At 74.0% G+C, this 12,141-nt stretch carries 13 protein-coding genes; all 13 read left to right on the top strand.

The annotated features are described in order from the left end of the window. Nucleotides 1-388: 388 nt before the first annotated feature. Nucleotides 389-994, top strand: a complete 606-nt coding sequence (locus P2H44_RS19085; RefSeq protein WP_275766002.1) for a GFA family protein — start codon at nucleotides 389-391, stop codon at nucleotides 992-994. Nucleotides 995-1,074: 80 nt separating this feature from the next. After that, nucleotides 1,075-1,809, top strand: a complete 735-nt coding sequence (gene trmB / locus P2H44_RS19080; RefSeq protein ID WP_275766000.1) for a tRNA (guanosine(46)-N7)-methyltransferase TrmB — start codon at nucleotides 1,075-1,077, stop codon at nucleotides 1,807-1,809. Nucleotides 1,810-2,166: 357 nt separating this feature from the next. Further along, nucleotides 2,167-3,525, top strand: coding sequence for a 3-phosphoshikimate 1-carboxyvinyltransferase (gene aroA / locus P2H44_RS19075; RefSeq protein ID WP_275765997.1), 1,359 nt, complete (start codon nucleotides 2,167-2,169; stop codon nucleotides 3,523-3,525). Next, nucleotides 3,522-4,007: a GFA family protein gene (locus P2H44_RS19070; RefSeq protein WP_275765995.1), complete on the top strand. Its 486-nt coding sequence runs from the start codon at nucleotides 3,522-3,524 to the stop codon at nucleotides 4,005-4,007. The genes aroA and P2H44_RS19070 overlap by 4 nt, the downstream gene beginning before the upstream one ends. After that, nucleotides 4,004-4,414 carry a GFA family protein gene (locus tag P2H44_RS19065; protein WP_275765993.1) on the top strand — a complete coding sequence of 137 codons (411 nt, stop codon included), beginning with the start codon at nucleotides 4,004-4,006 and terminating at the stop codon, nucleotides 4,412-4,414. Before P2H44_RS19070 ends, P2H44_RS19065 begins: the two co-directional genes overlap by 4 nt. Then, the gene (gene cmk, locus P2H44_RS19060) at nucleotides 4,411-5,055 is read left to right on the top strand and encodes a (d)CMP kinase (RefSeq protein WP_275765991.1); all 645 of its coding nucleotides are present in this window, start codon (nucleotides 4,411-4,413) and stop codon (nucleotides 5,053-5,055) included. The genes P2H44_RS19065 and cmk overlap by 4 nt, the downstream gene beginning before the upstream one ends. Nucleotides 5,056-5,191: 136 nt before the next feature. Beyond that, entirely contained in the window at nucleotides 5,192-6,871 is a 1,680-nt protein-coding gene (gene rpsA / locus P2H44_RS19055; protein WP_275765990.1) for a 30S ribosomal protein S1, read from the top strand. A 417-nt stretch (nucleotides 6,872-7,288) separates the two neighbouring features. Further along, entirely contained in the window at nucleotides 7,289-8,170 is an 882-nt protein-coding gene (locus tag P2H44_RS19050) for a DMT family transporter (protein ID WP_275765987.1), read from the top strand. 287 nt (nucleotides 8,171-8,457) lie between these two features. Next, a complete protein-coding gene (locus P2H44_RS19045; RefSeq protein WP_275765985.1) occupies nucleotides 8,458-9,540 on the top strand; it encodes a lipoate--protein ligase family protein in 1,083 nt (360 codons plus the stop codon). A 23-nt stretch (nucleotides 9,541-9,563) separates the two neighbouring features. Further along, nucleotides 9,564-10,268, top strand: coding sequence for a gamma-glutamylcyclotransferase (locus P2H44_RS19040; RefSeq protein WP_275765982.1), 705 nt, complete (start codon nucleotides 9,564-9,566; stop codon nucleotides 10,266-10,268). 101 nt (nucleotides 10,269-10,369) lie between these two features. After that, entirely contained in the window at nucleotides 10,370-11,251 is an 882-nt protein-coding gene (sppA, locus tag P2H44_RS19035) for a signal peptide peptidase SppA (RefSeq protein WP_275765980.1), read from the top strand. Nucleotides 11,252-11,371: 120 nt separating this feature from the next. Beyond that, nucleotides 11,372-11,680 (top strand): integration host factor subunit beta, encoded by a 309-nt coding sequence (gene ihfB / locus P2H44_RS19030; RefSeq protein WP_275765977.1) that lies wholly within the window; start codon nucleotides 11,372-11,374, stop codon nucleotides 11,678-11,680. A 57-nt stretch (nucleotides 11,681-11,737) separates the two neighbouring features. Next, nucleotides 11,738-12,088, top strand: a complete 351-nt coding sequence (locus P2H44_RS19025) for a LapA family protein (protein ID WP_275765975.1) — start codon at nucleotides 11,738-11,740, stop codon at nucleotides 12,086-12,088. Nucleotides 12,089-12,141: the final 53 nt, after the last annotated feature.

The following is a 12,141-nucleotide window of genomic DNA, read 5'->3' as shown; positions in this document are numbered from 1 at the left end:
CTTTCGTTTCCGGGCGGCTGACGCCGCACCTCTCGTCTCCGCGCCCCCGACGTTCGCCCGACGTCCCTTCCTCGCCCGCCTGTCGCCGCCGCGGCCGCCCCGACGCCCCCGTCTCGCCGGCCTCGACCTGGCGCCGCGTCGACCCTCCTGCGCGGGGCCGGCCTTCCGTCCGCGGCGCATCCCGGCGTCCCGCCTCCGGCGACGGCCGCCCCCTGCGCGCCGTCCGCCCTGAGCCGCGGGCGCGCCCCGCGCCACGGTAGCGTCCGCCGACGCGGCGCCCGGCTCCGACGGCCGGTCCGGGCTGCGACGGCCGAGGCGGTGGCGCGGGCCGGCGCCGCGAGGCACTGTGCGGCGCGTTCGTCCCAGGTCGTTTCGAAGGAGCTCCGCCGTGTCCGATCCCGCCGCGCCCGCCCCCGCCCCCGCCGCCGACGCCGACGCCTCCGGCTGGCGCCTGCCCTGGGCCGGCGGCTGCCGCTGCGGAGCGCTGCGTTTCGCCGTGACGGCGCCGCCGATGCTCTCGGCCGCCTGCCACTGCCGGGGCTGCCAGCGGATGACCGGCTCGGCCTTCTCGCTGACGCTGATGCTGCCCGAGGCGGGCTTCGCCCTGACGCAGGGCTCTTCGATCCGCGGCGGCCTGGGCGGCGCGCTGGAGCGGGGATGCGCCGGGGCCACGGGCCTCGCCGAGGCCGAGGCCGCCGAGCAGGGCGGCGACGGCCTGCCGCCGTCCGGCATCGACCACCGGATCTGCCCCGCCTGCGGCTCCTGGGTGTTCACCCGCATCGCGGCCTTCGGGGGCCTCGTGAACCTGCGCGCCACGATGCTCGACGACGCGGGCTGGACGGTCCCGTTCCTCGAGACCATGCGCGCCGACGCCCTGCCCTGGGCCGGCACCCCCGCCCCCCATCGCCACGACCGCTTCCCCGGGCCGGAGGCCTTCCCGGCCCTCCTCGCCGCCTACGCCGCCGAAGGGGCCCGTCCCGGCCGGCCCGGCTGAGCCCCGGCGAGGCCGCTCCGCCGCCCGCGCGCCGCGCGACAGGCTCGACAGCGGCGGCCGACCTCGCTAGAGCGCGCGCCATGACCGAGACACCCATCCGCGAGGACGGCGCCCCCTGGCGCAATTTCCACGGCCGACGGCACGGCAAGAAGCTGCGCCAGGGCCAGGCCGAGCACCTGGAGACCACGCTCCAGGCGCTGCGCCCGCCCCGCGTCGGCTGGGACGAGAACCCCGACCGCGAGCCCATCGACCTCGCCGCCCTCTTCGGCGACGCCCCGGGCGCGGCGCGCCCGGTGTGGCTCGAGGTCGGCTTCGGCGGCGGCGAGCACATGCTCTCCCAGGCCGAGGCGGACCCCGCGATCGGCGTGATCGGCTGCGAGCCCTTCATCAACGGCGTGGCGATGTGCGTGGCCGACCTCGCCCGGCGCGGCATCGACAACGTGCGCATCCACCCCGGCGACGCGCGCGACCTGATGGACGTGCTGCCCGCGGGCTCGGTCGCGCGGGCCTTCGTGCTCTACCCCGACCCCTGGCCCAAGAGCCGCCACCACAAGCGCCGCTTCATCAACCCCGAGGGGCTGGACGCGCTGGCCCGGGTGATGGCGCCGGGGGCCGAGCTGCGGGTGGCCACCGACATCGAGGACTACGTGCGCCACTCGCTGGTCCAGTGCCGCGCCCATCCCGCCTTCGAGTGGCTGGCCGAGCGCCCCGCCGACTGGCGCGAGCCGTGGGAGGGCTGGACCCGCACCCGCTACGAGGCGAAGGCGGTGCGCGAGGGGCGCACGCCCCACTACCTGCGCTTCCGCCGCCTCTGACCGCCGCGGCCGGCGGCCGGCGGGGGAGCGCCGCGTCGCCCCGCGCGCCCGGCCGTCCCCGCCGGCCCGCGGCGCAGGGCGAGCGACGGCGCCCGGCCGGACCGAGGCCCGCGACCGCGCTCGGCGCCTCCGCCGTCGTCCGGCACCCGCTCCCGGGCCGATCCTCCAGCAGTCCCGCATCCCCGCGCCCGCCCGTCCGGCGCCGCTCGCCGCCCGCGCCACGCCGGGATGCGCCGCGGGCGAAGGGCCGGCCGCGGGCGCGCGGGCCGACGCGGCGCCCCTGTCCGCGGGCGCGCCCGGTGGACGACGCCGCCCGGATCGTCTAGGCGTTCCCCGTCCCCAAGCCGGAGCCCGCCCATGTCCGCCCACGGCCAGCCCGTTCCCCTGACCGCCCGCGCGGGCGCCCCCTTGCGCGGCGAGGCCGTCGTGCCCGGCGACAAGTCCGTCTCCCACCGCGCGCTGATCTTCGGCGCCCTCGCGCTGGGCGAGACGCGGATCACCGGCCTGCTGGAAGGCCAGGACGTGCTCGACACCGCGCGGGCCATGTCCGCCTTCGGCGCGCAGGTCGAGCGCACGGGCGAGGGCGCCTGGCGGGTCCGCGGCGTCGGCGTCGGCGGCTTCGCCGAGCCCGAGGACGTGATCGACTGCGGCAACTCCGGCACCGGCGTGCGGCTGATCATGGGGGCCATGGCCACCACCGCGATCTCGGCCTGCTTCACCGGCGACGCCAGCCTGCGCCGCCGCCCGATGGGCCGCATCACCGATCCGCTCGCCCTCTTCGGCGCCGAATCGCGCGGCCGCCGCGGCGGCCGCCTGCCGCTGGTGCTGACCGGGGCGGCCGACCCGCTCCCCGTCTCCTACCGCCTGCCCATGGCCTCGGCGCAGGTGAAGTCCGCGGTGCTGCTCGCCGGCCTCAACGCGCCGGGGATCACCGAGGTGATCGAGCCCGAGGCGACCCGCGACCATACCGAGCGGATGCTCGCCGGCTTCGGCGCGACGCTGGAGAGCGAGACCCTGCCCGAGGGCGGCCGCCGCATCCTGCTGACCGGCCAGCCCGAGCTGACCGGCCAGACGCTGGCCGTGCCCCGCGACCCGTCCTCGGCCGCCTTCCCGATGTGCGCGGCCCTGCTGGTCGAGGGCTCGGAGGTGCGCCTGCCCGGCATCGCCATGAACCCCACCCGCACCGGCCTGATCGCCACGCTGCAGGAGATGGGCGCCGACCTGAGCCTCGAGAACCTGCGCGAGGAGGGGGGCGAGCCCACCGCCGACGTCGTCGCGCGCTTCTCGCCGAACCTCAAGGGCGTCGAGGTCCCGCCCGAGCGCGCGCCCTCGATGATCGACGAATACCCCGTGCTCGCCGTCGTCGCCGCCTTCGCGGAGGGCGCGACGGTGATGCGCGGCATCGGCGAGCTGCGGGTGAAGGAGAGCGACCGCATCGACGCGGTGGCCCGCGGCCTCGAGGCCAACGGCGTGCGCGTAGAGGAGACGGAGGACAGCCTGACCGTCCACGGCCTCGGCGCCGGGGGGATGCCGGGCGGCGGCACGGTGGCCACCCACCTCGACCACCGCATCGCCATGTCCTTCCTCGTCGGCGGGCTGGCCGCGAAGGCGCCGGTGACGGTCGACGACGGCGGGCCCATCGCCACCTCCTTCCCCGACTTCCGCCCCCTGATGGCGCGCCTCGGCGCCGCGATCGGCGAGACGGAGGACGCATGAGCGACGACGACGCCCCCGTTCCCGATCCCGGCCCCACCCCCGGCGGCGTCCCCGGGACCCGCGCCACCGGCGGGTGCCTGTGCGGCGGCGTGCGCTACCGGGTGACCGGGCCGCTCCGCCCTGCGGTCGGCTGCCATTGCGAGATGTGCCGGCGCACCTCCGGCCACCACGTCGTCGCCACCGCCTGCCTGCCCGAGCACCTGGTGCTGGAGAGCGGCGGCACGCTGACGTGGTACCGCTCCTCCCCCTCCGCGCGGCGGGGCTTCTGCGGGACCTGCGGGGGCAACCTGTTCTGGGCGCCGGACGCCGAGACCCATGTCTCGATCATGGCCGGCACGCTCGACATGCCCTCGGGCCTGACGCTGGTCGGCCATATCCACGTGGCCGGCAAGGGCGACTATTTCGAGCTCGACCCCGCCCTGCCCGCCTTCGCCGGGGACGAGCCCGAGGATTACGGCTGGCTGAAAGGGGGCTGGTCGTGATCCTGGGCGGCGGATGCCTGTGCGGCGGCGTGCGCTGGCGCGTCGAGACCGGGCCGGTCCCCGTCGTCGCCTGCCATTGCGAGGATTGCCGGCGCACCACCGGGAACCACGTCGCCTGCGCCACGTTCCCCGCCGCGGACGTGCGCATCGAAGAGACCACGCTCCGCTGGTACGCGTCCTCGGAGACCGGCCGCCGCGGCTTCTGCGGGACCTGCGGCGGGAACCTGTTCTGGACCGCCACGGACTGGGACCGCCTCGAGATCTGGATGGGGACCGCCGACATGCCCACCGGCCTGCGCCTCTCGGCCCATGAATTCACCGCCTCGAAAGCCGACTGGGACGCGATCCCCCCGGACGGCCTGCCCCGCTACGACCGGATCGCCCCGGGCGAGGTGGCGGGCCGATGAGCGCGCCGGGACGGTTCGTCGTCGCCATCGACGGCCCCGCCGCCGCGGGCAAGGGCACGCTGTCGCGCGCGCTGGCCGAGCGCTACGGCTTCGCCCATCTCGACACCGGGCTGCTCTATCGCGCGACCGGCCTGAAGGCCCTGCGCGACGGCCGCGGGACCATCGACGCCCCCGTCGCCATCGCCGCCGCCCGCGCCCTGAAGCCCGAGGACCTGAAGGCCGACGGCCTGCGCACCGGCCCGGTGGGCGAGGCCGCCTCGGTCGTCGCCGCGATCCCCGAGGTGCGCCAGGCCCTGCTCGACTTCCAGCGCGCCTTCGCCGCCCAGCCCTCGGGCGCGGTGCTGGACGGGCGGGACATCGGCACGGTGATCTGCCCCGACGCGGACGTGAAGCTGTTCGTCACAGCCTCCGACGCGGTGCGCGCCCAGCGCCGCCATGCCGAGCTGGTCAAGACCAACCCCGCGATCACGCTCGAGGAGGTGGCCGGCGACCTCGCCCGCCGCGACGCCCGCGACGCCCAGCGGGCCGACGCGCCCCTGAAGCCCGCGGACGACGCGCTCTTGCTCGACACCACGGAATTGACTATAGACGCGGCCATCGCCGAAGCGGCGGCGCTGATAACAAGAAAACGCGAAGGCTGATCGAGCAGGCCTGGGGCACGCCCCCGGGCCTTCGCGTTTGCGCCAGGGTAAGCGCCTCGCCCGCCTGAGGTTCAACGCAAGACCGCCGGACCCAACCGGCTGGCCCGAATACGCACGAAACGGAGAATGACTGCACATGGCTAATGCCACCATGGAAGACTTCGAGGCCCTGCTCGCAGAGAGCTTCGAGCTCCACATGCCCGATGAGGGCAGCGTCGTCCGCGGCAAGGTGCTCGCGATCGACAACGGCCAGGCGCTGATCGACATCGGCTTCAAGATGGAAGGCCGCGTCGAGCTGAAGGAATTCCAGCGTCCCGGCGAGAAAGAGATCGGCGTCGGCGACGAGGTCGAGGTCTATCTCGACCGCGTCGAGAACGCCAAGGGCGAAGCGGTCCTGAGCCGCGACAAGGCCCGCCGCGAGGAGGCCTGGGACCGTCTCGAGTCCGCCGCCTCGCAGAAGGACGCCCGCGTCGAAGGCCAGATCTTCGGCCGCGTGAAGGGCGGCTTCACCGTCGACCTCGGCGGCGCCGTGGCCTTCCTGCCCGGCTCGCAGGTCGATGTGCGCCCGGTGCGCGACATCACCCCGCTGATGGGCGTTCCGCAGCCCTTCCAGATCCTCAAGATGGACCGCCGCCGCGGGAACATCGTGGTCTCGCGCCGCGCCGTTCTCGAGGAGAGCCGCGCCGAGCAGCGCGCCGAGGTGGTGGCCCGCCTGACCGAGGGCGACACCGTCGACGGCGTGGTGAAGAACATCACCGACTACGGCGCGTTCGTGGACCTGGGCGGCGTCGACGGCCTGCTGCACGTCACCGACATGGCGTGGCGCCGGGTCAACCACCCCTCCGAGATCGTGAACATCGGCGAGACCGTGAAGGTCCAGGTGGTCAAGATCAACAAGGAGACGCACCGCATCTCGCTCGGCATGAAGCAGCTTCAGGCCGATCCGTGGGAGGGCGTCGAGGTCAAGTATCCCGCCGGCATGAAGCTGATGGGCCGCGTGACCAACATCACCGACTACGGCGCGTTCGTCGAGCTGGAGCCGGGCGTCGAGGGTCTGGTGCACGTCTCCGAGATGTCGTGGACCAAGAAGAACGTCCATCCGGGCAAGATCGTCTCCACCTCCCAGGAGGTCGAGGTGATGGTCCTGGACGTCGATCCGGTGAAGCGCCGCGTGTCGCTGGGCCTGAAGCAGTGCCTGCGCAACCCGTGGGAGCTGTTCGCCGAGAACTTCCCCGCCGGCACCCATGTCGAGGGCGAGGTCAAGAACATCACCGAGTTCGGTCTGTTCATCGGCCTCGAGGGCGACATCGACGGCATGGTCCACCTGTCCGACCTGGACTGGGATCGTCCCGGCGAGCAGGCCCTGGCCGAGTACCAGAAGGGCGACATCGTCCAGGCCGTGGTTCTCGATGTGGACATCGAGAAGGAGCGGATCTCGCTGGGCGTCAAGCAGCTCTCCGAGGACTCGTTCACCACGACGGCCGGCGGCGTGAAGCGCGGCGAGATCGTCACCGTCACGGTCACCAAGATCGAGGACGGCGGCATCGAGGTCGAGTACGAGGGCATGAAGGCGTTCATCCGCCGTTCCGACCTCGCCCGCGACCGCGCCGACCAGCGCCCCGAGCGCTTCAACGTCGGCGACAAGGTGGACGCCCGCGTGACCAACATCGACAAGAACGCCCGTCGTCTGGGCCTGTCGATCAAGGCGCGCGAGATCGCCGAGGAGCGCGAGGCGGTCGAGCAGTTCGGCTCGTCGGACTCGGGCGCCTCGCTGGGCGACATCCTGGGCGCCGCCCTCAAGACCCGCGACGAGTGATCGTCGCATCCGCAGGGCTCCGGCCCCGCGGAGGTCTGGAAAGACTGGAGAAGGGCGCCCCTCGCGGGCGCCCTTTTTCGTTGCCCCGACTCCCCTCGGCGGCCAAGGTGCCGGCGAGAGGCCCGACCTGACGTTTCCATTCCCCTCCCCCGCCCTCGGCGCCCGCACCGACGCCGACGCCGACGCCCCGGGCGAGGCATTTCCCCGACCCCGGCGCCTCTCCGATCCGGCCGCCCCGGCCGCCTCGCGGTCCGGCGCAGGCGCGCCCCCGTCCCCGCACGCCCGCGCCTGACGCGGCCGACCCGGCCGCGCGGCGCCCGCCGGACCTAGCAGGGCCGGCCCCTCGCCCGCCGGGGCGCCCCGCCGTCCGGGCGGGGCCTCCGCGACCAAGAAACGACCCGCAAAGGGAGAGACGCCATGACCGACGCGCGCATGACCCCCATCGGCAGCCCCGCCGCCGGGGCGCTGCTGATGTGCGTGGGGGTGGCGAGCCTGAGCGTCAACGACGCCATCGCCAAGACGCTGACCGCCACCTACTCGCCCCTGCAGATCCTGTTCCTGCGCAACGCCATCGCCCTGCCCTTCGCCATCGCGCTGGCCTGGGCGACGGGGGGCGCGGGGGCGCTGCGCTCGCACCGGCCGGCGGCGCACGTGGTGCGGGGGGCGCTGTGGATCGTCGCGACGCTGCTGTTCTTCACCTCGATCAGCCGCATGGGCCTGGCCGAGGCGACGGCGCTGGCCTTCGTCGCGCCCCTGTTCATCACCGCCCTCTCGGCCCTGCTGCTGGCCGAGCCGGTGGGCTGGCGGCGCTGGCTGGCGGTGCTGGCGGGCTTCGTGGGGGTGCTGATCGTGGTCCGCCCGGGGGCCGAGACCTTCCGCCCCGTCTCCCTGCTGCCGGTCGCCACCGCCTTCGTCTACGCCTTCCTGATGATCGGCGCCCGCTGGCTCGACCCGCGCGAGAGCGTGTGGACCCTGCTCCTCTACCTCACCGGCGCCGCGGCGCTGCTGAGCGGGATGGTCGTGCCCTTCGTCTGGATCCCGCTGCGGGCGCAGGACCTGTGGCTGTTCGGGGCCATCGCGGTCTTCGGCACCGCGGGCATGACGATGATGACCCAGGCCTTCCGCCTCGCGCCCGCGGCGGTGGTGGCGCCGCTCGACTACACCGCCCTGATCTGGGCGACCCTGCTGGGCTGGCTGATCTGGCGGGAGATCCCCGACGCCCCCGCCGTTCTGGGCGCCGCGGTGATCGTGGCGAGCGGCGGCTTCGTCCTGTGGCGAGAGCATCGCCTGCGGGGGTGAGCCCCGCGCCCCGGCGCAGGAGGCGCCGCGGCCGACGTCGCGCCCGGCCTTCCCCTCCCGCCCGCGGCGCGCGGCGGCCGGGGGCGCCCGGACGCACCCTCTCCCGCCGCCCGCGTCCGGGAGAGCGGGCCGACGTCGCCGCGTCCGCCGCGCGCCGCGGGCGCGGCCTCGCCCCGGGCGCACGGGTCGACGCGGCGCCTCCGGGCCGGGACGCGCCGCCGCCCCCTCTGGTCCTCGGCCCCGCGCGGGTCCATATCGGTCTCCACCCGCCGTGCAGGAGACCGCCCATGACCGACGCCGCCCCCGACGACCGCCCCGCGCTGCATGGCGAATACAAGGTCCACGGCGGCAAGCTGGTGATCGCGGACTTGGGCGTGCGCGACGGACGGCTCGCCGACGTGCGGATCTCGGGCGACTTCTTCCTCGAGCCGGACGAGGCGCTCGACGACATCCTCGCCGCGCTCACGGGCCTGCCTGCGGACGCCCCGGTCGAGACCCTCGCCGCCGCCATCCGCCGCGGCCTGCGCCCCGAGGCGGCGCTGGTCGGCTTCTCGCCCGAGGCGGTCGCCATCGCCGTGCGCCGGGCGCTGGGCCTCGCGCGCACCTGGCGCGACCACGAATGGCGCATCATCGGCGAGCAGCCGGTGACCCCGCCGATGCAGATGGCCCTCGACGAGGTGCTGGCGCGCGAGGTCGCGGCCGGGCGCCGCCCCCCCACCCTGCGCTGGTGGGGGTGGGAGCGGCCGGCCATCGTGATCGGCAACTTCCAGTCGCTGAGCAACGAGGTGGATCTCGCGCAGGCGCAGGCCCATGGCATCGAGGTGGTGCGCCGCGCCACCGGCGGCGGCGCGATGCTGGTCGAGCCGGGCGCCACGATCACCTATTCGCTCTACGCCCCCGACGCGCTGGTGGCGGACATGAGCCTCGCGGACAGCTACGCCTATCTCGACCAGTGGGTGATCACGGCGCTGCAGGGCGTGGGGATCGACGCCGAGTACAAGCCGCTCAACGACATCGCCTCGCCCAAGGGCAAGATCGGCGGCGCCGCGCAGCGCCGCTTCGCCGGCGGCGCGGTGCTGCATCACGTGACCATGGCCTACGACATGGACGGCGAGAAGATGGCCCGCGTGCTGCGCATCGGGCGCGAGAAGATCTCGGACAAGGGCATCGCCAGCGCCGCCAAGCGCGTCGATCCCGTGCGCAGCCAGACCGGCCTGCCGCGCGAGCAGGTGATCGAGCGGCTGACCGCCTCCTTCGTCGCCCTCCACGGCGGGACCCCCGACGCGCTGACGCCCGGGGAGCTGGCCGCGGCCGAGACGCTGGCGGCGGAGAAATACGCCTCCGACGCCTGGCTGCGCCGCATCCCCTGAGCCTCCGCCCCCGGTCCCCCGCCATGCCCCCAGCCGCCCCCCGTCGCCCCGCGCTGACCGAGGCCCACGTGCGCCGCATCGCCCCGCACGCGGGCGAGGCGCCGCCCGACTGGGGCACGCCCCTGACCGAGGACGACAAGCGCGCCCTCGCGCGCGAGCTGCTGGACGGCGCCCAGGGGGGGCCGTTCTGGGTCTTCGCCTACGGCTCCCTGATCTGGAAGCCGGCCTTCGAGCATCTCGAGGCCCGGCGCGTCGCCGTCCACGGCTGGCGGCGGGCCTTCTGCATGGACATGCACGACTGGCGCGCCACGCCCGCCGAGCCCGGGCTGATGATGGCGCTCGCCCGCGGCGGCTCCTGCGTGGGCGTCGCCTACCGGATGCCCGAGGACGACCCCGAGGGACGGATGCTGCGCCTGCTCGAGCGGGAGGTCGCCTGGCAGGAGGACCGGCCCTGGCTGCGCTGGGTGCCGGCGCGGGCGGGGGGCGAGACGATCCGCACGCTCGCCTTCTACTGCGCGCCCCCCGCGGCCCGCGGCGTGCTGCACCTGCCGATCGAGGCGCAGGCCGCGCGCATCGCCCGCGCCGCCGGCCCCGCGGGAAGCTGCGCCGAATACCTGCGCAACACCGTCGTCCATCTCGAGGCGCTGGGGATCCACGACCGCTACCTGTGGCGGCTCCAGGCGCTGGTCGCCGCCGAGATCGAGGCCGTTCACGGCGCGCCCGCCTGATCCCCTGGCCGAGCCCGCCCGCGGCGCCGCCCCGCCCGCCTGCAGGGGCGCCGCGCGGTTCGCGCTGGACGGCCGCCGCCGACCGTGAGAAGACCCGTTTCATGAAGCGCATCTTCACATTCTGGCGTCTCTTCGCCCTCGCGGTGCTGGGCGTCGCGATCTACGCCGCCACGACCACCGACGCGGTCGAGGTCGGCCGCCCCGGACCCCATGTCGCCCGTTTCGACGTGTCCGGCCTGATCACCGCCGATCCCGCGCGCGACGCGCTGCTCAAGGACCTGGCCGAGGACGCCTCGGTCGCGGGCGTGATGATCCGCATCGACAGTCCCGGCGGCACCGTCGCGGGGTCGGAGGCGCTTTACGAGGCGATCCGCAAGATCGCCGTCGCCAAGCCCGTCGTCGCCCAGATGGAGGAGGTCGCGGCCTCGGGCGGCTACATCGCCGCCATCGCCGCCGACCATATCGTGGCGCGCGGCAACACCCTGACCGGCTCGATCGGCGTGGTGAAGCAGGAGGTCGACGTGCGCGGCCTGATGGACCGGCTGGGCGTGACCATCTCCGAGCGGCGCTCCGACATCTACAAGGCCCGCCCCTCGCCCTTCTCGGCCACGCCCCCCGAGGTCGACGCCTGGGAGGAGGAGCTGATGGCCGACGCCTACCAGTGGTTCCGCGGCCTGGTGGGGGAGCGGCGCGCGCTCTCGGACGCCGCGCTGGACGAGGCGGCCAACGGGCGCGCCTTCTCGGGCCGCCAGGCGCTGGAGCGCGGGCTGATCGACGACATCGGCGGCCCCGACGAGGCGCTCTCCTGGCTGGTCTCGCAGGGGGTGCCCTCCGACCTGCCGGTGCGCCAGGCGGAAGTGGAGCGGGAAGGCGAGTCGCTGCTCGGAAAGCTTCTCGGCCTCCACCTGTCGGAATTCGACGCCATGACCGCGCAACTGAAACGGTTGACGTTCGGACCCAGATTCTACTCTATTCTCCAGTGATTGCGTTGCGATAGGCGCTTTTTTCGCCTCAAATGATGTGACAACGGTATTCGAACCACGGATAATGAATCACGAGGCGGGGGATCGGAGGCTTAGCCCTCGCCACGAGAGGGGACAGGGATGATCAAGTCGGAGCTGATACAGCGCCTGACCGAGGAAAACCCGCATCTATATCACAGGGACGTCGAGCGCATCGTCTCGACCGTCTTCGACGAAATCGCGTCCGCCCTGTCGTCGGGAGACAGGGTCGAACTGCGCGGCTTCGGCGCCTTCTCTGTGAAGCGGCGGGATGCAAGAATGGGCCGCAATCCCCGAACGGGGGAGGCGGTCCCCGTGCCCGAAAAGCACGTGCCCTTCTTCAAGACGGGCAAGGAGCTGCGCATGCGCCTGAACGGCGGCGCGGACGGGGACGACGACGACGAGGACTGAGACAGGGCGCGGCGGCTTCGGTTCCGGGCGCGCCTGGAAATCCGAGGGGAGAGCTGGGTGCGCTATCTCAAGTACCTGTTCCTGATCGTGGTCGCCGTCGCGGCCGTGCTTCTGGCGATCGCGAATCGCGGGCCCGTGACCTTGCGCTGGCTGCCCGAGGGCGTCGGCGTGCCGGGGGCCGAGGGCATCCCGACCGAGGTCACGCTGCCGATCTACGTCGCGCTGTTCCTGGCGGTGTTCCTGGGCATCCTGATCGGGCTCGTGCTCGAGATGCTGCGCGAGACCGAGCACCGCCGCAAGGAACGGCTCTACAAGAAGGAGGCCGCGCGCCTGGACGCCGAGAACCGGCGCCTGGCGCAGAAGGCGGGCGAGGAAGACCACGACATCCTCGGCCTGACCCGCGGCTGATCCGATCCTGACCTGACCGCGCGCGCCCCCCGACCCGGGGGGCGCGCGTCTCA

The organism is Albimonas marina (assembly GCF_029223255.1).
GTDB lineage: Bacteria > Pseudomonadota > Alphaproteobacteria > Rhodobacterales > Rhodobacteraceae > Albimonas.
Note: the sequence above shows the minus strand (reverse complement) of the source record. Positions and strands in the feature narration are given on the sequence as shown.